At 67.1% G+C, this 23,339-nt stretch carries 23 protein-coding genes; 8 read left to right on the top strand and 15 right to left on the bottom strand.

Going from position 1 to position 23,339, the window contains the following annotated elements:
• Nucleotides 1–4 precede the first annotated feature (4 nt).
• The 7 genes from D6860_RS06490 to D6860_RS06515 form a co-directional block, all read right to left on the bottom strand.
• Entirely contained in the window at nucleotides 5–868 is an 864-nt protein-coding gene (locus D6860_RS06490; protein ID WP_076622639.1) for a branched-chain amino acid aminotransferase, read from the bottom strand.
• 138 nt (nucleotides 869–1,006) lie between these two features.
• The gene (gene uvrC, locus D6860_RS06495; protein WP_076622640.1) at nucleotides 1,007–2,887 is read right to left on the bottom strand and encodes an excinuclease ABC subunit UvrC; all 1,881 of its coding nucleotides are present in this window, start codon (nucleotides 2,885–2,887) and stop codon (nucleotides 1,007–1,009) included.
• A 327-nt stretch (nucleotides 2,888–3,214) separates the two neighbouring features.
• Nucleotides 3,215–4,006 carry an SDR family oxidoreductase gene (locus tag D6860_RS06500; protein WP_076622641.1) on the bottom strand — a complete coding sequence of 264 codons (792 nt, stop codon included), beginning with the start codon at nucleotides 4,004–4,006 and terminating at the stop codon, nucleotides 3,215–3,217.
• A 13-nt stretch (nucleotides 4,007–4,019) separates the two neighbouring features.
• Nucleotides 4,020–4,973, bottom strand: coding sequence for a calcium/sodium antiporter (locus tag D6860_RS06505; protein ID WP_076622642.1), 954 nt, complete (start codon nucleotides 4,971–4,973; stop codon nucleotides 4,020–4,022).
• A gap of 2 nt (nucleotides 4,974–4,975) precedes the next feature.
• The gene (locus D6860_RS25195; protein WP_017469771.1) at nucleotides 4,976–5,146 is read right to left on the bottom strand and encodes a hypothetical protein; all 171 of its coding nucleotides are present in this window, start codon (nucleotides 5,144–5,146) and stop codon (nucleotides 4,976–4,978) included.
• A gap of 1 nt (nucleotide 5,147) precedes the next feature.
• Nucleotides 5,148–5,945, bottom strand: a complete 798-nt coding sequence (locus D6860_RS06510; RefSeq protein ID WP_076622643.1) for a S49 family peptidase — start codon at nucleotides 5,943–5,945, stop codon at nucleotides 5,148–5,150.
• A 176-nt stretch (nucleotides 5,946–6,121) separates the two neighbouring features.
• Nucleotides 6,122–8,311, bottom strand: coding sequence for a primosomal protein N' (locus D6860_RS06515; RefSeq protein WP_076622644.1), 2,190 nt, complete (start codon nucleotides 8,309–8,311; stop codon nucleotides 6,122–6,124).
• A gap of 105 nt (nucleotides 8,312–8,416) precedes the next feature.
• On the opposite strand from D6860_RS06515, the gene fsa reads away from it, so the two are divergent.
• Entirely contained in the window at nucleotides 8,417–9,070 is a 654-nt protein-coding gene (gene fsa / locus D6860_RS06520) for a fructose-6-phosphate aldolase (RefSeq protein WP_017468469.1), read from the top strand.
• 2 nt (nucleotides 9,071–9,072) lie between these two features.
• Entirely contained in the window at nucleotides 9,073–9,411 is a 339-nt protein-coding gene (locus D6860_RS06525) for a hypothetical protein (protein WP_017468470.1), read from the top strand.
• Nucleotides 9,412–9,496: 85 nt separating this feature from the next.
• On the opposite strand, the gene D6860_RS06530 is transcribed toward D6860_RS06525, so the two are convergent.
• Entirely contained in the window at nucleotides 9,497–10,339 is an 843-nt protein-coding gene (locus D6860_RS06530; RefSeq protein ID WP_076622645.1) for a DUF6206 family protein, read from the bottom strand.
• 41 nt (nucleotides 10,340–10,380) lie between these two features.
• On the bottom strand, nucleotides 10,381–11,022 hold the full coding sequence (parA, locus tag D6860_RS06535) for a ParA family partition ATPase (RefSeq protein WP_076622646.1): 642 nt from the start codon (nucleotides 11,020–11,022) through the stop codon (nucleotides 10,381–10,383).
• A gap of 135 nt (nucleotides 11,023–11,157) precedes the next feature.
• Here parA and D6860_RS06540 point away from each other — a divergent pair, with 135 nt between their 5' ends.
• Together D6860_RS06540 and D6860_RS06545 are read left to right on the top strand one after the other, a co-directional pair.
• Nucleotides 11,158–11,829, top strand: a complete 672-nt coding sequence (locus tag D6860_RS06540; RefSeq protein WP_076622647.1) for a hypothetical protein — start codon at nucleotides 11,158–11,160, stop codon at nucleotides 11,827–11,829.
• Between the two features lie 39 nt (nucleotides 11,830–11,868).
• Nucleotides 11,869–12,351 (top strand): HugZ family pyridoxamine 5'-phosphate oxidase, encoded by a 483-nt coding sequence (locus tag D6860_RS06545; protein ID WP_076622648.1) that lies wholly within the window; start codon nucleotides 11,869–11,871, stop codon nucleotides 12,349–12,351.
• A gap of 59 nt (nucleotides 12,352–12,410) precedes the next feature.
• Here the strand turns inward: D6860_RS06545 and D6860_RS06550 are convergent, their stop codons facing one another.
• Nucleotides 12,411–14,699, bottom strand: a complete 2,289-nt coding sequence (locus D6860_RS06550) for a glycosyl hydrolase family 28-related protein (protein ID WP_076622649.1) — start codon at nucleotides 14,697–14,699, stop codon at nucleotides 12,411–12,413.
• Nucleotides 14,700–14,853: 154 nt separating this feature from the next.
• On the opposite strand from D6860_RS06550, the gene D6860_RS06555 reads away from it, so the two are divergent.
• Nucleotides 14,854–15,732: a CHAD domain-containing protein gene (locus D6860_RS06555; protein ID WP_017467091.1), complete on the top strand. Its 879-nt coding sequence runs from the start codon at nucleotides 14,854–14,856 to the stop codon at nucleotides 15,730–15,732.
• 2 nt (nucleotides 15,733–15,734) lie between these two features.
• On the opposite strand, the gene D6860_RS06560 is transcribed toward D6860_RS06555, so the two are convergent.
• Together D6860_RS06560 and D6860_RS06565 are read right to left on the bottom strand one after the other, a co-directional pair.
• Nucleotides 15,735–16,139 (bottom strand): DUF4864 domain-containing protein, encoded by a 405-nt coding sequence (locus D6860_RS06560; RefSeq protein ID WP_076622650.1) that lies wholly within the window; start codon nucleotides 16,137–16,139, stop codon nucleotides 15,735–15,737.
• A gap of 57 nt (nucleotides 16,140–16,196) precedes the next feature.
• On the bottom strand, nucleotides 16,197–17,777 hold the full coding sequence (locus tag D6860_RS06565; protein ID WP_017467089.1) for a lysine--tRNA ligase: 1,581 nt from the start codon (nucleotides 17,775–17,777) through the stop codon (nucleotides 16,197–16,199).
• Between the two features lie 133 nt (nucleotides 17,778–17,910).
• Here D6860_RS06565 and D6860_RS06570 point away from each other — a divergent pair, with 133 nt between their 5' ends.
• The gene (locus D6860_RS06570; RefSeq protein WP_083697752.1) at nucleotides 17,911–18,336 is read left to right on the top strand and encodes a tellurite resistance TerB family protein; all 426 of its coding nucleotides are present in this window, start codon (nucleotides 17,911–17,913) and stop codon (nucleotides 18,334–18,336) included.
• A gap of 24 nt (nucleotides 18,337–18,360) precedes the next feature.
• On the opposite strand, the gene dacB is transcribed toward D6860_RS06570, so the two are convergent.
• Together dacB and D6860_RS06580 are read right to left on the bottom strand one after the other, a co-directional pair.
• Nucleotides 18,361–19,860 (bottom strand): D-alanyl-D-alanine carboxypeptidase/D-alanyl-D-alanine endopeptidase, encoded by a 1,500-nt coding sequence (gene dacB / locus D6860_RS06575; RefSeq protein ID WP_076622652.1) that lies wholly within the window; start codon nucleotides 19,858–19,860, stop codon nucleotides 18,361–18,363.
• A 58-nt stretch (nucleotides 19,861–19,918) separates the two neighbouring features.
• Nucleotides 19,919–20,533: a nicotinate-nucleotide adenylyltransferase gene (locus D6860_RS06580; RefSeq protein WP_076622653.1), complete on the bottom strand. Its 615-nt coding sequence runs from the start codon at nucleotides 20,531–20,533 to the stop codon at nucleotides 19,919–19,921.
• Nucleotides 20,534–20,692: 159 nt separating this feature from the next.
• On the opposite strand from D6860_RS06580, the gene ettA reads away from it, so the two are divergent.
• Both ettA and D6860_RS06590 read left to right on the top strand, forming a co-directional pair.
• Nucleotides 20,693–22,348, top strand: coding sequence for an energy-dependent translational throttle protein EttA (gene ettA, locus D6860_RS06585; RefSeq protein WP_076622654.1), 1,656 nt, complete (start codon nucleotides 20,693–20,695; stop codon nucleotides 22,346–22,348).
• Nucleotides 22,349–22,768: 420 nt separating this feature from the next.
• Complete coding sequence (locus D6860_RS06590; RefSeq protein WP_076622655.1) at nucleotides 22,769–22,975, top strand: cold-shock protein; 207 nt, start codon at nucleotides 22,769–22,771, stop codon at nucleotides 22,973–22,975.
• Nucleotides 22,976–23,080: 105 nt separating this feature from the next.
• Here the strand turns inward: D6860_RS06590 and D6860_RS06595 are convergent, their stop codons facing one another.
• Nucleotides 23,081–23,284 carry a YgaP family membrane protein gene (locus D6860_RS06595; RefSeq protein WP_076622656.1) on the bottom strand — a complete coding sequence of 68 codons (204 nt, stop codon included), beginning with the start codon at nucleotides 23,282–23,284 and terminating at the stop codon, nucleotides 23,081–23,083.
• Between the last annotated feature and the right edge of the window lie 55 nt (nucleotides 23,285–23,339).

Raw genomic sequence — 23,339 nt, forward strand, 5'->3', positions numbered from 1 at the left:
GGCGTCAGGCCTCGCTGACGGCCCAGTCCCAGTAGAGATCACGCACGCGGCGCGTGACGGGGCCATACTGGTAGCTGATGTCCTCGAACCCCACGACCGGGGTCACCTTGTTCATGTTCCCGGACAGGAAGACCTCGTCCGCGGTTTCAAAATCCGTGAAGCTCAGCACCGCCTCGTGCACCTCGATACCGTCGGCGCGCATGTTCTCGATGTGGCGCTTGCGGGTGATTCCGGAAAGGAACGTCCCGTTGGCGATGGGCGTGAACGCGACCCCGTCCCTGACCATGAAGACATTCGCGGTGGCGCTCTCGGCCACGTTGCCCATGGCATCGGCCACGAGGGCGTTGCCGAACCCGCGCCCGCGCACCTCGGCCAGCATCCGGGCGTTGTTCGGGTAGAGACAGCCCGCCTTGGCGTTGACCACCGCGTCTTCCATCACCGGGCGACGGAACCGCGTGCGGCCAAGCGTGGTGGTGGCGTTTTCCGGCGCCATGGGAATGGCCTCCAGCGAGATCGCGAAGCCGGTCGCGTCGGTCGACGGCACGATCGCTGTCGGGTCGCCGTTGATGCCCCAGTACATCGGGCGGATGTAGACGGCAGTGTCCCTGGGATAGGTCGACAGCCCTTCCCACACGATCTGCACCATGTCCTCGGTCGTGACGGTGGGCACCAGCATCAGTGCCTCGGCCGAGCGGTTCACCCGCGCGCAGTGGGCATAGAGATCGGGCACCATCCCGTTGACGTAACGGGCCCCGTCGAACACCGTGGAGCCGAGCCACGCGCCGTGATCTGCGCCACGCATGACCGGCACGTCGCCGTCATGCCAGGTGCCTTGGAAATAGGTGCGGATGTTGGTGCCGACTGCCATGGGGATCCTCTTGGGAAGTTGCGCGGCGCCAAGTTAGGACCCGAGCCGAACAAGGTCCAGTCCGCCCGCCCCGGGTTGCGTGATCAAATTCCGCTGGCCGAATTCAACCGGTGTTCTGCCCCCGAATTGAACAGCAGGTCAGCCGTTTTCGTGGAAGAAGGCGTAGATCCGCTCTGCAAGCGCCGCGCTCACGCCGTCGACGGCCTTGAGATCGGCGAGGTTGGCGCGGCTCACCGCCTTGGCCGATCCGAAGTGCGCCAGCAGCGCCCGCTTGCGCGAGGCGCCGACGCCCGGCACCTCGTCGAGCGGGTTGGCCATCTGGCTCTTGGCCCGCTTCGCGCGGTGGGTGCCGATGGCAAAACGGTGCGCCTCGTCGCGCAGGCGCTGGATGAAATAGAGCACCGGGTCGTTGTGGCGCAGCGCGAAGGGGCGCTGACCGACCCGGTGGAATTCCTCCTTGCCGGCATCGCGGTCGATGCCCTTGGCCACGCCGACCATGGGCACGTCCTCGACCCCGAATTCACGCATGATCTCGGCCACCGCCGAGACCTGCCCGGCGCCGCCGTCGATCAGCAGAAGGTCGGGCCAGAGCCCCTTCTCGCGGTCGGGGTCTTCCTTGAGCAGACGGGTGAAGCGCCGGGTGAGCACCTCTTTCATCATGCCGAAGTCGTCGCCCGGCACGAGATCCTCACCCTTGATGTTATACTTGCGGTACTGGTTCTTCATGAAGCCTTCCGGCCCCGCGACGATCATCCCGCCCACGGCGTTCGTGCCCATGATGTGGCTGTTGTCGTAGACCTCGATCCGCTCCGGCGCCGCGTCGAGCCCGAAGGCCTCGGCCACGCCGCGCAGGAGCTTGGCCTGCGTCGCGGTCTCGGACATGCGCCGTGCGAGGCTCTCGCGGGCATTGCGCGCGGCCCCCTCGATCAGCTCGGCCTTCTCGCCCCGCTGCGGCACGGCGATCTCGACCTTGCGACCGGCCTTTTCCGACAGCGCCTCGCCCATCAGGTCCGGGTTGTCGAGGCCGTGGCTCAGCAGCAGCAGGCGCGGCGGCTCCTTGCCGTCATAGAACTGGCCGATGAACGCCTCGAGCACCTCGGCGGCGTCGACGTCATCGCCGACCCGCGGATAGAAGTCGCGGTTGCCCCAGTTCTGGTGCGCCCGGATGAAGAACACCTGCACACAGGCCTGCCCGCCCTCCATGTGCAGCGCAATCACGTCGGCCTCGGCCACGCCGCGCGGGTTGATACCCTGCACGGTCTGCACCTGAGTCAGCGCCCGGATCCGGTCGCGGATCGCGGCGGCGCGCTCGAACTCCATCGCCTCGGAGGCTTCCATCATCTGCGCCGCCAGCGTCTCCTGGATGCGGGTCGACTTGCCCGACAGGAACCGCTGCGCATCCTTCACCGTCGCCGCGTAATCCGCTTCCGAGATGTAGCCCACGCAGGGTGCCGAGCAGCGCTTGATCTGGTAGAGCAGGCACGGCCGCGAGCGCCCCTCGAACTGCGAGTCCGAGCAGTTGCGCAGCAGGAAGACCTTCTGAAGCTGGTTGAGCGTCCGGTTCACCGCGCCGGCGCTGGCAAAGGGCCCGTAATAGGCCGCCTTCTCGGTCTTGGCACCGCGGTGCTTGCGGATCTGTGGAAAGGCGTGCTCGGTCGTGACCTGGATGTTCGGGAACGACTTGTCGTCGCGCAGCAGCACGTTGAACTTGGGCTTGAGCTGCTTGATGAGGTTCTGCTCGAGCAGCAGCGCCTCGGTCTCGGTCCGCGTCGTGAGGAACATCATCGACGCGGTCTCGGAGATCATCCGCGCGATGCGCCGCGAATGCCCCGAGGGCCGCGCGTAGTTCGACACCCGCGCCTTGAGATTGCGCGCCTTGCCCACGTATAGAACCCGGCTCTGCTCATCGAGCATCCGGTAGACGCCGGGGCTCGAGTCCAGCGTCCTGAGGTAGGCCTGGATCACCTCGTGCCCACGCTTCGGCGCGGCGGTTTCACGTGAGTCGGTTTGCTCGGTCATTCCTTTGCACTCAAACGGTCACGGGCGCGTGATTCCAGTGAATCGGCTGCAATGCCGATGGGGTGAATTCAAGTTGTTTTCCATCCACGGATCATGTGGATAACTCTGAGGGCCGTTTGCAGACAAACCCGAATTTTCCTTGTTTTCTTATAGCTTCGAGCCGTTGCACGAAATTTAGGCAAAAATACAAGCAATTGATTTTGCTTTGTATTTTCTCAAATCGCGCGACAAGCCCTTGAAGACATGGCCCTTTTGTAAAGCTTTCTTAACAGCAACGGCGCCGGTGCAAAACTTGCCGCAGGGGCATGTCGCCCCGCCTCCGTGCCGTCACTCAACCCCAAGGACATCCGGCGTGCGCCATGCAAGGTGCTGGCCGCCGTCGATGCACAGGAGCTGCCCGGTGAAGCCGGGCGATTCGAGCAGGAATCCGAGCGCGGCAGTGATGTCGCCCGGGTTCGATCCGCGCTCGAGAATCGTTGCCGCACGCTGGTTGCCGAAGTGCTCGTCGCTCTGCCGCGCGCCCTTGAGAGTCGGACCGGGACCGATGGCATTCACCCGCACCCGCGGCGCAAGCGCCATCGCGGCGGTCTGGGTCAGCGTCCAGAGCGCCGACTTGGCGAGCGTGTAGCTCATGAACTCGGGGGTCAGCTTGCGCACGCGCTGGTCGATCATGTTGACCACAAACCCCTGCGCCAGCGGCTCGCCCATGTCGTCGCGCAGCGGCTCGGGCACCTGTGCGGCCAGCGCCTGTGTCAGCACGAAGGGCGCACGCAGGTTCGACATCATGTGCCGGTCCCAGCTTTCGCGGGTCGTGGTCTCGATGTTGTCGTAGTCGAAGATCGAGGCGTTGTTCACGAGCACGCTCAGCGGTCCGCCAAGGGCTTCGGCGGCTTGCGGCACCAGCGCCTCTGCCGCGCGCTCGTCGAGCAGGTCGGCCTGCACCACGTCCGCCGTGCGGTCCATGGCGCGGATCTCTTCCGCGACCTCGCGCGCCGCCTCCTCGGAGCCTGCGTAGTGCACCGCGACATCGTAGCCGCGCCGCGCCAGGTCCAGCGCCATCTCGCGGCCAAGCCGCTTGCCCGCGCCGGTCACCAGCGCGCGTTTCACCGCGATTGCCATCGCCTTCTCCCCTTCAGATCAGCACCGCACCAACATAGGCCACATACAGCAGCGACAAGATCACGCCCCAGACCCGGCCGAGGTCGCGGCCCCAGAACACGAAGGGCATCAGCAGCAACGACGCCCCGAGCATCACCCACAGGTCGAACCGCAGGAACTCGGGATCGACCGGCATCGGCTTGATGAAGGCGGCGATCCCGATGATCGCCAGAAGGTTGAACATGTTCGAACCGATGACGTTGCCCAGCGCCACGTCCGCCTGCTTGCGCAGGGCCGCCATGACGGTGGTCGCGAGCTCTGGCAGCGAGGTGCCGAGCGCCACGAGCGTGAGCCCGATCACCGTGTCGGGCACGCCGAACATCTTGGCGATCTCGGTCGAACTGTCGACAAGCAGGTCCGCGCCAAGCGGCAACCCCGCGAGCCCCAGCACGAGGAAGAAGGCGATCTTCCACCACGGCATGTCCGGGTCCGCGCCCTCGGGCTCCTCGAGTTCTTCGAGCACCTCGGCCCTGCCTTCGCGCCGGTGCCGCAGCGCGTCACGTACCGAGTCGAAGAGGATCAGCGCAAGCGACCCCAGCAGCACCACCCCGGCGATCCAATCGAAGGTTCCCCGGAACGCCAGAGCGATGAACAGTACCGAGCCCGCCAGCATGATGGCGTAGCTCTTGCGCGTGTCATGGGTCGAGGTGTGCATGACCGTGATCAGCGCCGGGATGCCCAGCACCAGCAGCACGTTCGCCGTGTTCGAGCCGACGACGTTGCCCAGCGCGATGCCCGGCACCCCGGCCATGGCAGCCTGGATCGAGATCAGCAGTTCCGGCGCCGAGGTGCCGAAGGCAACGATGGTCAGGCTGACGATCAGCGCGGGAATTCCCACGCGCAGGGACAGGTTCACCGCGCCTTTCACGAGCGCGTCCCCTGCCAGGAGAAGGATCACGAGGCCGAGGGCCGCGTAGACGAAGACCATGGTCACCCCTTGTCGATCTTTTCGCAGCTGCAGGGCCCCTTACCGATCCGGTAACGACCGCAGCGCGGGCATTTCTTCTGGGCGAGCCGCTTGGCGCCCGGCATGCGAAGCTTGCCGAACATGCCGAGCACGGCAATCACCACCAGGAATATCGCGACGATCTTGGCCAGCACGTCAGAGGCCGAACCGCGCGTAGGCCGCGCGTTCCTCGATGGTCTCCATCGCGTCCTGCGCGAGCGACATGCCGATGCGCGGGAAAAGGCGCTTCTTCTGCTCGTAGCGGCGGAAGCGCACCTTGTCGCCGAAGCGCGCCTTCATCACCGGCACGAGGTGCCCCACCCCATCCGCGAGACCGACCTCGCAGGCCTTCTGGCCGATCCAGACCTCACCGGTGAACAGCTCCGGGTCGTCGGCAAGCTTCTCGCCGCGCCGCGCCTTCACCTGCGCGATGAAGGTCTCGTGCAGCTGGCCAAGCAGGCGGTCGAGCCGCGCCACGTCCTCTTCGCTCTCGGGGCGGAAGGGGTCCATCATGCTCTTCGACTTGCCGGCGGTGTGGACACGGCGCTCGATTCCCTGCCGCTGCAGGAACACATGCGCCCCGAAGCCCGCCGAGATCACCCCGATCGACCCCAGGATCGAACTCGCGTCGGCATGGATCTCGTCCGCCGCGGTGGCCAGCCAGTAGCCCCCGGACGCCGCCACGTCCTCGGTGAAGGCAAAGACCGGCACCCCGGTCTCCTCCGACAGCCGCCGGATGCGGGCGGCGATCAGCGAGCTCTGCACCGGCGAGCCGCCGGGCGAGTTGATCTCGAGCGCCACCGCGTCGGGCTTGCCGCGCCGGAACGCCTTTTCCAGCAGCGGCCGCAGGCTGGCGTCGTTCATGCCAGAGCGGCCGGCGACACCGATGGCGCCCTGCATGCGGACGACCGCCACCGTCGGGCGCGATTTCACGAAGGGGATCCGTAGCTTCATGCGGGGTCATGTAGAGACGGCCCGATGGACAAACAAGACAGGACGCAAAAGAAGCCGCGCCCGTGACCATGCTGCGCCCGGTCTTCTTCTGGCCGGAAATATCCCGGGGGGAGCGCCAGCGGCGGGGGCAGAGCCCCCGGCCCGTCAGGGCACACCCGGCCCCACCCGGTCCAGGGTCAGAAGAAGCTCTGCGGATCGATGTCGATGGCCATGCGCAGCTCGCCCTTCAGCCGGAACTGCGCCGCCCACTCGACCAGCGCGGGCTGCAGCGCCACGCCCTTCGGCGCCTTCACCAGCAGCCGCACCCGGTGCCGCCCCCGGACCCGGGCGATCGGTGCCGGTGCCGGCCCGTAGACCTGCGCCCCGAGGCGACGCAGCGGCGCGTCCTGCCGCGCCATCGCGTTGCCGAGGTCGAACACCTCCTGCACCTCGGTCGACGACAGGATCACCGCCGCGAGCCGTCCGTAGGGGGGCATCCCGGCGGCACGGCGTTCCTCGGCTTCCGCCTTCCAGAACCCCTCCTCGTCCCCGGACAGGATCGCGCGGATCACCGGGTGCTCGGGCTGGTAGGTCTGCAGAAGCGCCACGCCCGGCTTCTCGGCCCGCCCGGCCCGGCCCGCCACCTGCCGCATCAGCTGAAAGGTCCGCTCGGCGGCACGCAGGTCGGAGCCCTGAAGCCCGAGATCCGCGTCGATCACGCCGACCAGCGTCAGCAGCGGAAAGTTGTGCCCCTTGGCCACCAGCTGCGTACCGATGATGATGTCGGCGCCGCCGCCGGCGATGGTCTCGATCTCGGCCTTGAGCGCCCGCGCCGAGCCGAAAAGATCCGACGACAGCACCGCCAGCCGCGCATCGGGAAACAGCTCCGCCGCCTCTTCCGCCAGCCGCTCGACCCCGGGGCCGACCGCGGCGAGCTTGTCCTCGGCCTCGCAGGACGGACAGGCGGCGGGCTTCGGGACGGTCTCGCCGCACTGGTGGCAGACGAGCCGCTGCAGGAAGCGGTGCTCGACCATGCGGGCATCGCAATGCGGGCAGCCGATCTGGTGACCGCAGGCCCGGCAGATCGTCACGGGCGCATAGCCGCGCCGGTTGATGAACAGCATCGCCTGCTCGCCCCGCGCCATCCGCGCGGTCACCGCCGCCTGCAGCGCCGGCGAGACCCAGCGGTTCGACGGCAGGTCTTGGCCGCGCATGTCGATGGTCCGCATCTCGGGCAGCGCCGAGGCACCGAAGCGCGAGGTCAGGTCGAGCCGCGTGTATTTCCCGGCATCGGCGTTGGCCCAGCTTTCCAGCGACGGCGTGGCCGAGGCCAGCACCACCCTGCCCGAGCAGATCGAGGCCCGCAGCACCGCCATGTCGCGGGCGTTGTAGAGCACCCCCTCCTCCTGCTTGTAGGAGGTGTCGTGCTCCTCGTCGACGACGATCAGTCCGAGGTCGCGGAACGGCAGGAACAGCGACGACCGCGCCCCCACCACGAGCTGCGCCCCGCCCTGCGCGACCTGTTTCCAGACCCGCCGGCGCTCGGTCACCGTGACGCCGGAATGCCACTCGGCGGGCTTCGCGCCGAAGCGGGCCTCGACGCGGGTCAGGAACTCGGCCGTGAGCGCGATCTCGGGGAGCAGCACCAGCGCCTGCCGCCCCTGCTGCAGCGCCTCGGCCACCGCCTCGAGGTAGACCTCGGTCTTGCCCGAGCCGGTGACCCCCTTGAGCAGTGTCGTCCCGTAGCGCCCCGAGGCGACGCCCTCGCGCAGAACGCCCGCCGCTCGGGCCTGGTCCTCGGCCAGCGCCTTGCCGCCGTAGCCCGGGTCGAGCCGGGGAAAAGCGGTGTCGCGCGGGGCCTCTTCCTCGCGCACCGCGCCCTGCTTCGCCAGCCCCTTGATCACCGAGGGGGTCACGCCGGCGGTCTCGGCGAGCTCCGCCTGCGTCAGCGCGAGTCCGCCCATGTCGCTCAGGACCTCGAGCACCCGGCGCCGGGCATCGGTCATGCGTTCGGGCCCGGTGTCTCCCAGCCGGTAGATCTTGCGCATCGACGGCGCGTCGCCGAGCCCCGGCGCCCGGGTGGCGAGCCGCAGCATCGCCGAAAGCGGGGTCAGCGTGTAGTCCCCGGCCCGCTCGAGGAACATGCGCAGCTCGTCGCGCATCGGCACCGCATCGAGCACCCGGATGACCGAGCGCACCTTGGCGTAGTCGAAATCGCCCCGCCCCGGCCCCCAGACCACGCCCAGAACCTTGCGCGGCCCCAGCGGCACCTCGACGAAGGCACCTTCGAAGCAACCACCCTCGGGGGCGCGATAGTCGAGAAGCCGGTCGAGCGGCTGCGTGGTCAGAACAGCGACCAGCGTGCCTTCGTCGTAGAAACCGTCCATTCGAGCAGTCCGTCAGTGCTTGAGTTCCGGGACTTTCGACCCACATCCGCATGGGGTAAGACACGGGCACGCGATTGCCAAGCAAAGCCGGGAGGGCTGACGCCGATGAAATTCTTCGTGGACACCGCTGATATCGAGGCAATCCGTGAACTCAACGATCTCGGTCTGCTCGACGGGGTGACGACCAACCCCTCGCTGATCGCGAAATCCGGTCGCGACATCCAAGAGGTCCTCGAGGAAATCTGCGACATGATCGACGGCCCGGTCTCGGCCGAGGTCGTGGCCACCGACTGCGAGACCATGCTCGAGGAAGGGCGAAAGTTGGCCGGCATCGCCCCGAACATCGCCGTGAAGGTGCCGATGACATTCGACGGCTTGCGCGCCTGTCGGTCGCTGACGCACGAGGGCAAGATGGTCAACGTGACGCTCTGCTTCACGACCAATCAGGCGCTGCTCGCAGCCAAAGCCGGTGCGACCTTCATCTCGCCCTTCGTCGGGCGTCTCGACGACATCGGAGAGGACGGCCTGAAACTCGTCTCCGACGTCCGCCAAGTCTACGACAACTACGGCTACGAGACCCAGATCCTCGCCGCCTCGATCCGCTCGACGGCCCAGATGACCGCCTGCGCCAAGATCGGCGCCGACGTGGCCACCGCGCCGCCCGCGGTGATCAAGGCGATGGCCGACCACGAGCTCACCGACAAGGGCCTGAGCGCCTTCCTCGCGGATGCGGAGAAGGCAGGCATCAGGATCGTGTGACCATGGGACAGGATACCCCACATTCCTTCCGGCTGGCAGAAGCCGAGATGAGCCTGCTGGACAAGCGGGCCGTCATCCTTGCCTACCAGTCCTACCAGCTCGAGATGTGCAACATCCCGCAGGAGGTCTTCGGCGAAGAGATGGATTTCTATCTCGACTGGGCGGTGCGCGACGGCGACCAGATGTTGATCCTGTCGAAATGCCTGCACGATGTGCTGGAAGCCCTGCAGGAGATCTCGGGCCAGCAGGCCGACGAGTGGCCGGTGCTGCGCGACAGCCTTGCCGCCGCGCTGCCCGAGGATGTGTTCGGGATCGTCATGCGCTCGATCCGGCAGGGCTGACGACGCCCGCCCGGCGCGACCCGAAGATTTTTCGTCCGAAAAATCTTTGCGAAAGGAAATTTCGGACGAAATTTCCTCCGCGGGGTCAGACGTTGGGCTCGCCTTGCAGGCCGAGCAGCTTGCGGAAACCGGTCCAGTAGCCGGGAAGGCGCGGCGCCTCCTGCATCCCGGCAATCGCCTCGTCGGCCCAGCGCGGCATCTCGCGCGCGGCGAAGTCCCGCCCCCATGACAGGTAGGCCTCGGCGTGCTCCGGGCGCAGCCGGCAGGCCGAGCCCACCAGCCCGACGAGCGTTTCCGGCGGTGAATACCATTCGTCCTGGATGCCGGTGACCCGCGCCTTCATGAACGGTCCGATCAGGCGCATCAGCCGCTTCTCCGAGAACAGCAGCAGCATCCGCCCCATCTCGTCGCGCGAGTAGTGGATAAGCGGCGGGAAGGTATCGTAGAACATCGCCACGCCGTCGACGATGGCGAAGTTGCGGATCGACGGGTGGAAGCCGATGCGCGTGTCGAAGCGGTCGGCGGCGTTCCAGAAACGCGCGATCACCTGTCCCGCGGCCTCCATCATGGCCAGCGTCTCGTCGCGCGGCGCGACCTGCATGAGCGGCCGCATCAGCGATGCCTCGGGCAGCGCCTCCTGCACGATCACCGGCACCCGCGCGCCCTCCATCTCGAGCAGGTGGAACGCGGTTTCGGGCATCGGCACGCCGGTCTCGAGCAGCGCCGCGACGTAATCGTCATGCGCCGCGGCCAGCCGCTCGAGCATCGCCGCGTCGTCCATGCCGCGATAGACCTTGATGACGCGGTCCGCGAAGGGCCCCTCGGCGGGGCGGAACGGCGCGCAGAAATAGCCGAGTCGCGAGATCGGCTGGCCCTGTGCGGCCTCGTGGCGGCGGATCGTCTCGGCAAGGGCGGCAAGATCGGTCATGGGCACTCCTTTTCCGCGCAACGCGGAGATCGTGCCCCCGTTTACCCCGATGCCAGCAGTTGCGCCACCTCCGAGGACAGCGCGTCGACCTCCTCGCGGGCCGGGGTCTTGCGGCCCTCCGCCGCGCTCAGCCCATGCCCGAACGCTTCGGCGTAGCCCACCCGGTTGGCAAGCTGCGCTGCGGCGATGCGCGCCTGCATCTTCTGCGCGGCGCCCGAGATCTCGCCCGAGAGCCGTGTGCCCGGCCGGGTGCGGTTCATAACCATGAGCACCTCGCGGTTCTCGCGCCGCGCGAGATCCAGCACGCTTTCGGTGGCCCAGAGGTCGAGATGGCTCATCGACACCGGCACCAGCACCAGGTCCGCCGCCCGGAGCGCCGGACGCAGGTCGCTGTCGGCCTTGGGCGGCGTGTCGACGATCACCACGTCGAACCGGTCGGCGAGCTTGCGGCACTCGTAGGTGATGCCCCAGGCCGACGAGGTCGCGAACTCGAACCCCTCGATCGCCTCGGGCTGCTGATCGATGCGGGTCATGAACCATCGCCCGAGACTGCCCTGCGGGTCCGTGTCGATCAGCGCGACCGTCTGGCCGAGCCTGCGTAGTCCCACCGCGAGATTGGCCGAAAGCGTGGTCTTGCCCGATCCGCCCTTCTGCTGCGCAACGGTAATGACCGATCCGCCCATGCTGCCCCCCTTCCAGGTCACGTTTACATGACATTTGGCACCTGCAGCATAATCGCTTCCCGCGCCCCGTCCAGTGCGCTTAACCGCGCGTTAACCACTCTCTCCGACGCTGGGGCGGAAGGAAGGGAGGGCCCGATGCGGACCGTGCCGCTTCTCATAGCCCTGGCAGCCTCGGGCTGTGGCGCGAAAGACGCCGCGGCTGGCGCATGGCTGCGCGAGCGGGGCAGCCTCTTTGCCAGCGCCAGCGCGCGGCTGTCGTGGCCGCAGGACATCACGACCTGGACCTCGCTCGAACCCACGGGCCAGTATTACACGTTCTACGCCGAATACGGGCTGACCGAACGGCTGACCGTTGGCATGGACCTCGGCCGGTCGGTCTCGGGCGACGGCAAGGGCGTGGCCTTCCTGCGCCTGCCGCTCCGCGACCGCGACAGCGGGCTCAAGATCGCCACCGAGCTCGGCCTTGGCCAGATCGACGGCACCCCGGTGCTGCGGCCCGGGCTGTCGCTGGGGCTGGGGCTGCGCCACGGCTGGCTCTCGGCCGACGGGCTGGCAGAGTATGCGCCGCTTTCGGGACAGGTTGATCTGAAGCTGGATCTGACTTGGGGGTGGAACCTGCCGGGGGATCGCCACCTGATCCTGCAGGTGCAGACCGGCGCACCGCATGGCGACGCACCCTTCGCGAGACTGGCCCCCTCGGTCGTGGTCCCGGTGACCGAACGGCTGTCCGCCGAGGTCGGCGCCACGTGGGGCGTGACCGGCGACGCCTCCATGGGCGTTCTCGTCGGTCTCTGGGCCGAGTTCTGAGGTCTTGCGCCGCGGCCCGTTACCGCTAGGCTCGCGGGCATGACATCCCCGATCCGCCCCACCGACGACGAGGCCCGCCAGCTTGCCCGCGAACTCATCGCGGGCGCCCGGTTCGGAGCGCTCGCCTTCACCGACCCCGACAGCGGCACCCCCATGGTCAGCCGTGTCGCGGCGGTGCCCGGCCCGGACGGCCTGCCGCTGAGCCTCGTCTCGGACCTTGCGCAGCACGCACGGGCCCTCAAGGCGGACCCGGCCTGCGCCCTGCTGCTCGGCGAGCCGGGACCGAAGGGCGACCCGCTCACCCATCCGCGGCTGAGCCTGCAGGCCCGCGCCCGGTTCATCCGCCACGACGATGCGGATCACGCGGCCCTTGCGTCGCATTTCCTGGCGCTTCAGCCCAAGGCGCAGCTCTACATCGGTTTCGCCGACTTTTCGCTGCTGGCCTTCACCGTCACCGGGGCCCACCTGAACGGCGGTTTCGGCAAGGCCTTCGTCCTGACGCCAGACGATCTGCGGCCCTGAGGCACGACAAAAGGGCCGGTGCCGCGCAAGGCACCGGCCCTCCCATGATGCGCTGCAGCTCAGTAATCCATGCGCACCTGCAGCGTGACATCCCCCCGGATCGGCTCGGGCCAGAGCGCGTGCACCTGGTCCTGGCCGGCGCCCTCGCGTGTCGAGGTGTAGGGCGTGACGAAGACGCTGACGTTGGCCTCGTCGCGCGGCCGCGACCGGAGCACGAGGCTCGCCACCTCCATCGCGTAGCCGCCGAAGGGCAGCCGGTCGCCGGTGTCGATCACCCAGGTCTGCGCGTGGGTATTCTGCGCATGCTGCACCAGAAGCGGGTTCGACGCGCCTTTGCCGACGTTCAGATAGGTGTTGTCATCGAAATGCACGTTGCGCATAGACGACAGGTCGAGCGGCGCGAAGGAATCGTCGACCCGCTCGACCCGGTCGATCACCTGCCCCACCGAGCGGAACAGGTTCCCCGAGACGTTCAGCCCGTTCACCCGGTGGTTCTGACCGTAGGGTTTCACCACGATGAAGGCGAAGTGATCCGCCACGTTCGAGCACAGGAAAACGTTGCCGGTCAGCGACAGCCCCGAGAAGCCGAAGCCCGACGTGAAATCCGGCTCCGGCTCGCGCTCGTTGGTCCACTCGATGAAGCAGTTGTCGACGTAATTGCCCGAGATCGTGGTGTTGGTGGCCTTCAGGCAGAGCACGATGCCGGCGCTGCGCACACCGCTGTCGCTGCCATCGCCTTGGAAGAAGTGGTTGCCCGAGATGACGCCGTTCGCGCCCGAGACCACCGCGAAATGGCGGAACTGCGAGGCCCGGTTGTTGCGGATCTTCACGTCGTTCGCGTTGGTGTTCAGCGCGATCGAGCGGCGGCTCTGCGTGTCGGTGCCGGCTTCCGCGGTGATGAACTGGTTGTAGTCCACCAAAAGCCCTTGGCAGCCCTCGCCGATAGAGGTCAGGCCCCTGTCCTTCGGGCGATTGAAGACGCAGTTGCGCACCACGTTCACGGTGCCCGACCGAGGCAGCATCAGGCCGCTGGCATATTCCGAGCACTGGAACTCCACGTCCTCGACCTCGAACTTGTCGAGCCGGGTGAACCCGCTGAAATCGAGCAGGTAGCGGAAGCGGGTGAAGGTATAGGTCTGCGTGCCCTCGGCATCCGAGAGCGGCTGCGACAGGGTGAGGGTCTGGGCGCCGACGTTGATCTCCTTCACGTAGATCTCGCGCCCCACCCCTGCAGCTTCGACAAGGCTGCCGACGGCAATGTTGGCGATATTCGCGACCCCGGTCAGCTGCCACTTGTTCGAGGCCGAATAGCTGGCCTGGCTGGTCACGCTCGTGCTGTCCCATGCGCTCGAGCTTTCGGCGCGAAGCTGGCCGTTGCGCAGCACGCGGCGCTGGGCATAGGTCTCGCGATTGTCCACCGCCGCCTGCACGTCGATCGGCGCGGTCAGCGAGACGCGCCGCCCACTCAGGTCGAAGCTTTCATGGTCGGCGTTGTTCAGCAGCGACTGCAGGCCCTTCTTAAGCGCCAGTTCCTCGTCACCGCCAAAGGCGTCGACATAGGCCGCAAGGTGGAAATCCTTGGTGAGCGACAGGATTGCGCTCGCCGGCATGGTCACGCGGCCCTCGAAGATCACGTGATGCTCGAGCGTGACCGAGCTGCCAAGCCGGTAGCTGCCCGCCGGCACGAGGATGCGCCGCCCGTTCGCCGCCGCGTCGGCGGCTTCGAAGGCGGCGCTGTCGTCGGTGCTGCCATCGCCCAACGCGCCGTAGTCGCGCACGTCGACCTGGCTCAGCATGTCGCGCAGGAAGACCTCGGTGACATCCTCGATGACGATATCGTCGATCCGCACGACCCCACCGTTGGACCCGGTCAGGTCGAGGCCGAAATGCCCATGCGTCGGCTCCAGGCCCCAGGGCATGTCGACTCCGCCGCGCGTGCCGGTGCCGACGATGGCCGAGACCTCGACCACCGTGCCGTAGCTGTCGAGCTGCACCGATGCGCCCGTCGTGGCGAGCCCCGAGACCTCGGTGCCGTCGTCGCGCCCGGCCCATGCGGCGATGCGCACCGCCGGCATCACCCCGGCCATCGCCTTGAGCCGGGCGGTGACCCGCAGGTAGCACCCCGGAAGGATCGGCGTGTCGACCATGTAGCGCAGTCGCTGGGTGCCCTCGGTCTTCTGGATCTCGAGGCACCCGCCGAAGTCCTCGTCGGCCGGGACGAAGGCCGCCGTGGCAAAGCCCGCGTAGGTGTCCGAGCCGGGCGTGCCGTCGCCGCGCGACCACACGTCGAGCCCCGCCGAGAAGGGTGTCGGCATGAAAACCACGCCATCCGTAACCGCCTTGTTCATCCGATCGATCCTCAATTGCTGCGCCGGTCGCGGGAACCGGATGCGCCACGCACCGGTTTGATCCCGCGCAATCAGCAGCTATCAATCGTCTGTTAAGAGGCTCTGCGGGCACCGTGACGCTCCCGCCCCGGCTTCGCAACACCCGGAGAACGCGATGACCTACCGGATTCTCGAAACGGACAAGAGCCTCGGGCATGCCCTGCGCCGCATCGGCGTAGACCAGCTTGAGGCGGCGATCGACGACACGCGCCGCCCGCTCGATGACGCCGACGCGGCGGTGCACGACATCCGCAAGCACTGCAAGAAACTGCGCGGACTGTTCCGGCTCGTGCGGCCGGGTTTCCCGGACTACGCCGAGGAGAACGCGGCGGTGCGCGACGCCGCCCGCATGACGTCATCCCTGCGCGATGCAGGCGTGCTTCTGAAGACCTTCGACGCACTGCTCATCGACACCGACCCCGCCCCGTTCGACGGCTTGCGCGCCACGCTCGCCGCGGAAACCGGCCGGAGCCTTTCGGAGGCCGAGCTTTCCGCCGCCTTCGAGCAGCAGCGCAAGGCCCTCAAGGCGATCCGCAAGCGCGCGCATCACTGGAAGACACAGGGAAATTCGGACAAGGTGCTGCTGAAGGGGCTGTCGAAGACATGGCGCCGGGCCGCCCGAGGGTTCGATCAGGCCGCCCAATCCAAGGACCCCGAGAGCTTTCACGAGTTCCGCAAGCGCACCAAGGATCACTGGTATCACAGCCGGCTGCTGCAGGGCTTCTGGCCGGGGCCGATCAGGTCCCACCGAGACCAGGTCAGGACGCTTTCGGAACGTCTCGGCGAATACCAGGACCTCAGTGTCTTCCTCGAGCGCCTCGACGGCCCCGACCTGCCCGTATCGTCGGAGCAGATGCGGCTCATCGCGCTCCGGCGGCGGCGCCAGATCGGTGACGACGCGCTTGCGCTCGCTTCCAAGGTCTTCGTGGGCGACATCGACGACCTGCCCCGAAGCTGGCAACGGCGCTGGAAGCCTTGGGCCAAGTCGGCCTGACGTCAGGCCGCGAGCTCCGGCATCGTCGAGCGCCGCACCCCGGCAATCCGCCAGCGGCCCTCGATCTCTTCCATCAGGTATTCGAGCGCATGAATCTGCCCGTCGCCGTCGGTGACGAAGACATGCTGCCACAGTCCCATGTCGCTCTGGTCCAGCCTGCCGAACCGCACGTCGCCGGGGCGCCAGACCTCGGGGTAGCCCTCTTCGACCATCCGCCCGAAATTCTCGGGCGTGCCGAACAACCCCTGGATGCCGGGACTGGCGAAATCGAAGGCGGTGGTGACGTCGCCTGCGGTGAAGGCGTCCATCTGCTGCCGGATCACGCGCTCGATGGCCGCCTGATCCTGAGCGGCGGCGGGCATCGCCAGAACGAGCCCCGCCAGTAGTCCCAATAGCTGTCTGCGCATGGCGCTACCTCCTCGCAAGAAAAGGTAGCGCATGCGCAGAGAGCGTCAAAACCGGGGTCAGCCGAGCTCGCCGGCCAGCCCCTTCTCGATGAGGGCGACGGTTTCATCGACGCCGTAGAGCGCCACGAAGCCCCCGAAGCGCGGGCCCTGGCTCTGGCCGAGCAGCACTTCGTAGAGCGCCTTGAACCAGTCGCGCAGGTTCTCGAAGGCGTGGTCCTTGCCGACCGAGAACACCAGCGTCTGCAGCGCCTCGTCCGACACCTCGCCATCGTAGTCGCGAAGCCGCCCGGCAAGATCCTCCATCGCCGCGCGCTCCTTCTCGTCGGGAGCGCGGAACTGCTTCGTGGGCTTCACGAAGTCGTTGTAGTAGCGCACAGCAAAACCCGCCGCGTCGTCCATGTCGGGATGGGTCTTCGGCGTCGCGTCCGGCGCGTAGCGGCGGATGAAGCCCCACATGGTCTCCTTGTCCTCGGCCCCGGCGGCCGAGGCAAGGTTCAGCAGCATCGAGAACGACACCACCATGTGCGACTGCGGCACCACGCTGTCGCTGTGGATGTGCCAGACCGGGTTGGCGAGCTGCGCCTTGGCGTCCTGCGTCGGGAAGGCCCGGAGCTGCTGGTGATACTCGTCCACCGCCTTGGGGATCACGTCCCACGACAGCCGCTTCGCGGTCTTCGGCTTCTGGAACATGTAGTAGGACAGCGACTCGGTGCTGGCATAGGTCAGCCACTCGTCGATCGACAGGCCGTTGCCCTTCGACTTCGAGATCTTCTGCCCCTCGGCATCGAGGAACAGCTCGTAGGTGAAGTGCTCGGGCGGCCGCACACCCAGCGTCCGGCAGATGCCGTCGTAGATCGGCGTGTTGGTCGAGTGATCCTTGCCATACATTTCGAAGTCGACGCCCAGCGCCGCCCAGCGTGCGCCGAAGTCGGGCTTCCACTGCAGCTTCACGTTGCCGCCGGTGACCGGAAGGGTGAACTCCTGCCCGTCATCGTCGTCGAAGGTGATGGTGCCGTTGGCCGCGTCGACGTGCTTGACCGGAACGTAGAGCACGCGACCCGATTCCGGATGGATCGGCAGGAAGATCGAATAGGTCTGCTGGCGCTCCTCGCGGAGCGACTTCAGCATGATCTTCATCAGGTCGTCGTATTTCTCGCAGCAGCGCAGCAGGATCTCGTCGAACTGGCCGGACTTGTAGAAATCGGTGGCCGAGTAGAACTCGTAATCGAACCCGAAGGTGTCGAGGAACCGCCGCAGCATAGCATTGTTGTGGTGGCCGAAGCTCTCGTATTCCTCGAACGGGTCGGGCACGCTGGTCAGCGGGCGCTGCAGGTTGGCCTGCAGAAGCTCCTGGTTCGGCACGTTCTCGGGCACCTTGCGCATGCCGTCCATGTCGTCCGAAAAGCAGATCAGCCGCGTCGGGATGTCCGAGATCAGCTCGAACGCCCGGCGGATCATCGTCGTGCGCGCCACCTCGCCGAAGGTGCCGATGTGCGGCAGCCCCGAGGGACCGTAGCCGGTCTCGAAGATCACGTGCCCCTTCTCGGGCGGCTTCTTCTCGTAGCGTTTCAGGACGCGGCGCGCCTCTTCAAAGGGCCAGGCCTTCGAGCTCATCGCGGCTTCGCGCAGATCGGACATCCGAAACACTCCATCAATCAACGGGAATGACGCCCCTCACGTCGGGGGCACATGCGCCCGCCTCCTATTGCAGACGCAGGGTCTGGTCAATAAATTGCCGGCAAGACAACAAACCCATGAAGAAAGAGCAGCCGTGACCCAAGCCGCCCCGCACCCGCTGACCGCGCAGGATTGTCTCGTGGCCCTGATGATCGCCGTCTCGGCCTCTGACCAGAACATCCGCACCGCCGAACTGGTGAAGATCGAGAGCTCGGTGAACCTGCTGCCGCTCTTCGCCGACTACGACATCGACCGGATCCGCGTCATGTCGGAACTGGTGTTCGAGCTGTTCAGCCAGGAAGACGGGCTCGACGCGCTCTTCGGCCTCATCCGCGACAACCTTCCCGAGCGGCTGCACGAGACCGCCTACGCGCTGGCCTGCGACGTGGCCGCGGCTGATGGCACCCTGCGCGAGACCGAGCTGCGCCTGCTCGAGGAAATCCGCTACGAGCTCGACATCGACCGGCTGCACGCCGCGGCGATCGAGCGCGGCGCCCGCGCCCGCCACCTGCCGGGCTGAGCCCTTGGCGGTGCTGGCGCGCGCTCAGGCGCGCGCCAGCACCGCCCAGCGGTCGATCAGGCGCTGTTGCAGGATCTTCGCCCGCCAGTTCCATGCCCGCCCGCCATCGGGGCGTTCGCGCTGCGCCTTGGTCAAGCCCGCCCGACGCTCGATATCTCCGCAGAAGATTGCGAAGACCAGCTCGGTTCCGTCGGAGAGGTCGGCATATCCCGCGAGACCGCTGACGAAGTTAAGCGTTCCGGTCTTGGCGTGAACGGTCACCGGGTGGTTCGGCACGACCCGGCGCTGATCGTCCCGCATGGCAACCGTTTTCAGGATCGGCTTGATCCCCAGCCGCTGGCGCAGCTCATAGAGTGCCTTGGCCATGTCGCCCGCGGCGATGCGGCTTTCGCCGCCAAGCCCGGAATGATCGACGAGCGCCATGTGCGTCAGGCCCAGCTCGTCCCGTCCCCAGGCATTCATCACCTCGGCCGACTCGCGCAGCGAGCCCACCTTGCCGGCCCGCACGCGGGTGGCCGTCTGCCCGACGATCTCGGCGGTCAGGTTGGTCGACCACTTCAGCATGTCGCGCAGGATGACCCGCAACGGCGCGCTCTCGAGCCGCGCGAGCACCTCGCCCGGCGGCGACACTTCGACTACCTCGGGATCGGGAAGCGTTACGTCCTGAGACCCGGCGATCGCCTGGAATACCTCACCGGCGTAGAGCTCGGGCTTCCTGACCGGAAGCCAGCGCGAGCCGCCGTTGCCCAGTGCGCCTCGCGCCACGGTCCACTCGTCGCGCGCACCGCCGTCCTGGTAGGTGTAGGTCGGGCCCGCACGGTCCACGACCCCCATGTGCGCCATGGTCACCTCGGGCCGCCACTTTGCCGAACGCGCATCCATCACGACGTCGTAGTCGCCCCCGCCGCGCTGCCATTCGAAGTGGACGCGGTTGAAGTTGAGGTTCAGGCCGGACACCGCCGGGCTGTAGCCAAGATGGTCCGGCTGGCCCGGGTCGATGGTCTGCGTGTAGGGCAGCGCGCTGCCGCAGACGAGGAAACGGCCGGTGATCGATCTCACCCCGCTTGCCTTGAGCAGACCGGCAAGCTCACCCAGTCCGTCGGTGTCGAGCGTCGGATCGCCGCCGCCAAGCAGCACGACATCGCCGTCGAGCACGCCGTCGGTCAGGGGGCCCGTGCCGATCACCTCGGTGGCGAAATGAAACCCCGGCCCGAGCGTGTCGAGCGCATAGGACGCTGTCAGGGCCTTCGCGACGCTGGCCGGAGGCATCCCGGTCTCGGCCTCGTGCTGCTCGAGCACCTCGCCGGTCGCGAGGTTCATCACCGCGAAGCCCACGGTCCCGTCGAGACGGGCGGCTTCGATGATCTCCTCGGGGGTGAGCAGGTTGCGAAGGCTCAGATCCTCGTCGCGGCCGACGGGACGCAGGGAGCGTGTCGGGGCCTCGGCGAGGGCTGGCGAGGCCGCGAGCAGGCCCGCCGCGCCAGCGGAGCCAAGGAACGCACGACGTGAAAGAACTTTACTCATGGCGCAGATCTAACCGCAGCGGCATGGCCGCGACAAGCGGACCGATCCGGGCCGACAATCACTTTTTGGCAAGAGAGGCACGGCGCAGCTCGGTCGAGCTGAGGTCGATCATGGGAACATTCACGAAGCACCACGCCGGTGGCCGCGTGACGGCCAGCCGGCCGGCAGCGCGCGCCGGCAGCTGGGCCCGGGCATAGACATCCGCCGCGACCGAGCCCCGCGCCGCCATGCGCCGACCGGGCCGGGCCAGGACACCCACCGGCACCCGCTCCATGATCTCGCGCCAGTTGTCCCAGCGATGAAGCTGCGCGAGGTTGTCCGCCCCCATCAGCCACGTGAAGCGCACCCCCGGAAAGCCGCGCTGCAACGCCTCGAGCGTCCGGGCGGTGTAGCGGGTGCCGGCAAGGCGCTCGAAATCGCTGATGATGACCCTTGGATGGCGCATCAGGTCACGTGCGGCGGCCATGCGCTCCGCGAGGGGCGCGGGCCCGTGCGCCTTCAACGGGTTGCCGGGACTCACCAGCCAGATCACCCGGTCGAGCCGGAAGCGCCTGAGCGCCTCGATCGTGATGTGCACATGACCTTCGTGCGGCGGATCGAACGAGCCGCCGAGCAGACCGACCTTCTGTCCGGTCTCCAGCCGGAACCCGGCCTCATGCGCATCCCAGAGCATCGTGCCTCTTCCCGCTGGACCGTTGGCCACAAGACACCGGAAGAGGCGGCGGGTTCAACCGCAAACTGCCCCGGCGAAGCGGCGCGCGCCCCGCTTCGGACCTTTGCTTTCCGGCCTCGCGGTGCCATATAGGCGCCCAACCAGTCACCGGAGGACCGCATGGCCAGCTATCAGTACGTCTACCACATGGATGGGGTCTCAAAGACCTATCCGGGCGGCAAGAAGTGCTTCGAGAACATCCGCCTGAGCTTTCTGCCGGGGGTGAAGATCGGTGTCGTCGGCGTCAACGGCGCCGGTAAGTCGACCCTGATGCGAATCATGGCCGGCATCGACAAGGATTTCTCGGGCGAGGCCTGGGCCGCCGAGGGCGCCCGCGTCGGCTACCTGCCGCAGGAGCCCGAGCTCGACCCGGCGCTCTCCGTGCGCGAGAACGTCATGCTCGGCGTGGCCGAGAAGAAGGGCAAGCTCGAGCGCTTCAACGAGCTCGCGATGAACTACTCGGACGAGACCGCCGAGGAGATGGCGCAGCTGCAGGACGAGATCGACAGCCAGGACCTGTGGGATCTCGACAGCCAGATCGATGTCGCCATGGAAGCGCTGCGCTGCCCGCCGGACGACGCCGACATCACGACCCTTTCGGGCGGTGAGAAGCGCCGCGTCGCGCTCTGCAAGCTGCTGCTCGAAGCGCCCGACATGCTGCTGCTCGACGAACCGACGAACCACCTCGACGCCGAAACGATCGCGTGGCTTCAGAACCACCTGATCGAGTACAAGGGCACGATCCTGATCGTCACCCACGACCGCTACTTCCTCGACAGCATCACCGGCTGGATCCTCGAGCTCGATCGCGGCCGCGGCATCCCCTACGAGGGCAACTACTCGAGCTGGCTCGAGCAGAAGGCCAAGCGCCTCGCGCAGGAAGCCCGCGAGGACAAGGCCCGCCAGAAGACCCTCGAGCGCGAACTCGACTGGATGCGTCAGGGCGCCAAGGCACGGCAGGCCAAGTCGAAGGCACGGATCTCGGCCTACGAGAAGATGGCCGGCCAGTCCGAGCGCGAGCGCGTCGGCAAGGCACAGATCGTCATTCCGAACGGCGAACGCCTCGGCTCCAAGGTGATCGAGGTCGAGCACCTGTCGAAGCACATGGGCGACAAGCAGCTGATCGAGGACCTGAGCTTCTCGCTGCCCCCGGGCGGCATCGTCGGCGTGATCGGCCCCAACGGCGCCGGCAAGTCGACGCTGTTCAAGATGCTCACCGGGCAGGAAGAACCCGATGCCGGCAGCATCGAGTTCGGCGACACGGTGCATCTCTCCTACGTCGACCAGTCGCGCGACGATCTCGACTCGGACGCCACCGTCTGGGAAGCGATCTCGGGCGGCGCCGAGGTGATCCAGCTGGGCGACGCCCAGATGAACTCGCGCGCCTACTGCGGCGCCTTCAACTTCAAGGGCGGCGACCAGCAGAAGAAGGTCGGGCTGCTGTCGGGCGGTGAGCGCAACCGCGTGCACATGGCCCGCCTGCTGAAGTCCGGCGGCAACGTGATCCTGCTCGACGAACCGACCAACGACCTCGACGTGGAAACGCTCCGCGCGCTCGAGGACGCTCTGGTCGACTTCGCCGGCTGCGCGGTGGTCATCTCGCACGACCGCTTCTTCCTCGACCGGATCTGCACGCACATCCTCGCCTTCGAGGGCGATGCGCACGTCGAGTGGTTCGAGGGCAATTTCGAGGACTACGAGGAAGACAAGAAGCGTCGCCTCGGCCCGGACGCGGTCGAACCAAAGCGGGTGAAGTTCAAGAAGTTCACCCGGTGACGGTGCGGGGCGCGATACGCGCCCTGCCCCATGATGGCCCCGTGCCTCGAGAGGGTGGGTTGCAAACCCACCCTTGCTGCAGTCGCCTCCGCGTTGCGGCGCGCAGTCTTGAAGAATCGCGCCCTGATTGCAGCGGGCACGTCGGGCGGAGATCGCTTGGCATTGCCCGCCGATCACTCTAAAGCGGTCAGGAACCGGTTCATCTCGGGTCGAGATGCAGGCCGGTCACCCCGTGCACAGAAGCCCGACGCGATTTCTCTTGCCGGAATCGCGCCCTTCTGCCATACGAGTCCCTGCTACGTTACCACTATCGACCTACCTGTCTCCTTCACCGGCGCCAGCGCACCCGATACTGCACTGACGATACGCCGGGCTGCCGCACCTCCGCGGGCAGCATGACAAGAGAGAAGGGTTCATCCCATGGCAACTGGTACCGTGAAGTGGTTCAACACCACCAAAGGCTACGGATTCATCGCACCCGAGGGCGGCTCCAAGGACGTGTTCGTGCACATCTCCGCCGTCGAGCGTTCGGGCCTCACCGGCCTGCAGGACAACCAGAAGGTGTCCTACGAGCTCCAGTCCGGCCGTGACGGCCGCGAGAGCGCGATCAACCTCGAACTGCTCTGATCCATTTTCGGATCGGCAGACAAAAGGCGCGCCACCCGGCGCGCCTTTTTTCATGTCTGGCCTGGCTTATGACATCGTGCCCCCGCAAAAGCAGGACCAAGCGACTCACTGGAAGGCGCAACCGGATTTCACGCCGAGCTTGCGGAAGATCGTCGCCGCCGGGCAGAACCCGGTAAAAGACGCCTGCAACAGGTTCAGCCCGATGAATACCGTGAACCAGATCCAGTAGGGCGAGACCCAGACCGTCAGCACCACGCTGAGCAGGATCATCGCGCCCGCAAAGGCCATTACCGCACGATCGAGTGTCATTTTGCATCTCCTTCAAGACCGACCGGACATCGTCCGCCGGCAGAAGGATACGCCT

The sequence above is a fragment of the Salipiger sp. D13 genome, from assembly GCF_003703915.1.
Classification (GTDB): domain Bacteria; phylum Pseudomonadota; class Alphaproteobacteria; order Rhodobacterales; family Rhodobacteraceae; genus Salipiger; species Salipiger profundus.

Excerpts from the sequence above, each read along its gene's own strand:
- D6860_RS06490 (WP_076622639.1), bottom strand. The coding sequence starts at position 868 with ATGGCAGTCGGCACCAACATCCGCACCTATTTCCAAGGCACCTGGCAT.
- uvrC (WP_076622640.1), bottom strand. The coding sequence starts at position 2,887 with ATGACCGAGCAAACCGACTCACGTGAAACCGCCGCGCCGAAGCGTGGG.
- D6860_RS06500 (WP_076622641.1), bottom strand. The coding sequence starts at position 4,006 with ATGGCAATCGCGGTGAAACGCGCGCTGGTGACCGGCGCGGGCAAGCGG.
- D6860_RS06505 (WP_076622642.1), bottom strand. The coding sequence starts at position 4,973 with ATGGTCTTCGTCTACGCGGCCCTCGGCCTCGTGATCCTTCTCCTGGCA.
- D6860_RS06510 (WP_076622643.1), bottom strand. The coding sequence starts at position 5,945 with ATGAAGCTACGGATCCCCTTCGTGAAATCGCGCCCGACGGTGGCGGTC.
- D6860_RS06515 (WP_076622644.1), bottom strand. The coding sequence starts at position 8,311 with ATGGACGGTTTCTACGACGAAGGCACGCTGGTCGCTGTTCTGACCACG.
- fsa (WP_017468469.1), top strand. The coding sequence starts at position 8,417 with ATGAAATTCTTCGTGGACACCGCTGATATCGAGGCAATCCGTGAACTC.
- D6860_RS06525 (WP_017468470.1), top strand. The coding sequence starts at position 9,073 with ATGGGACAGGATACCCCACATTCCTTCCGGCTGGCAGAAGCCGAGATG.
- D6860_RS06530 (WP_076622645.1), bottom strand. The coding sequence starts at position 10,339 with ATGACCGATCTTGCCGCCCTTGCCGAGACGATCCGCCGCCACGAGGCC.
- parA (WP_076622646.1), bottom strand. The coding sequence starts at position 11,022 with ATGGGCGGATCGGTCATTACCGTTGCGCAGCAGAAGGGCGGATCGGGC.
- D6860_RS06540 (WP_076622647.1), top strand. The coding sequence starts at position 11,158 with ATGCGGACCGTGCCGCTTCTCATAGCCCTGGCAGCCTCGGGCTGTGGC.
- D6860_RS06545 (WP_076622648.1), top strand. The coding sequence starts at position 11,869 with ATGACATCCCCGATCCGCCCCACCGACGACGAGGCCCGCCAGCTTGCC.
- D6860_RS06550 (WP_076622649.1), bottom strand. The coding sequence starts at position 14,699 with ATGAACAAGGCGGTTACGGATGGCGTGGTTTTCATGCCGACACCCTTC.
- D6860_RS06555 (WP_017467091.1), top strand. The coding sequence starts at position 14,854 with ATGACCTACCGGATTCTCGAAACGGACAAGAGCCTCGGGCATGCCCTG.
- D6860_RS06560 (WP_076622650.1), bottom strand. The coding sequence starts at position 16,139 with ATGCGCAGACAGCTATTGGGACTACTGGCGGGGCTCGTTCTGGCGATG.
- D6860_RS06565 (WP_017467089.1), bottom strand. The coding sequence starts at position 17,777 with ATGTCCGATCTGCGCGAAGCCGCGATGAGCTCGAAGGCCTGGCCCTTT.
- dacB (WP_076622652.1), bottom strand. The coding sequence starts at position 19,860 with ATGAGTAAAGTTCTTTCACGTCGTGCGTTCCTTGGCTCCGCTGGCGCG.
- D6860_RS06580 (WP_076622653.1), bottom strand. The coding sequence starts at position 20,533 with ATGCTCTGGGATGCGCATGAGGCCGGGTTCCGGCTGGAGACCGGACAG.
- ettA (WP_076622654.1), top strand. The coding sequence starts at position 20,693 with ATGGCCAGCTATCAGTACGTCTACCACATGGATGGGGTCTCAAAGACC.
- D6860_RS06590 (WP_076622655.1), top strand. The coding sequence starts at position 22,769 with ATGGCAACTGGTACCGTGAAGTGGTTCAACACCACCAAAGGCTACGGA.
- D6860_RS06595 (WP_076622656.1), bottom strand. The coding sequence starts at position 23,284 with ATGACACTCGATCGTGCGGTAATGGCCTTTGCGGGCGCGATGATCCTG.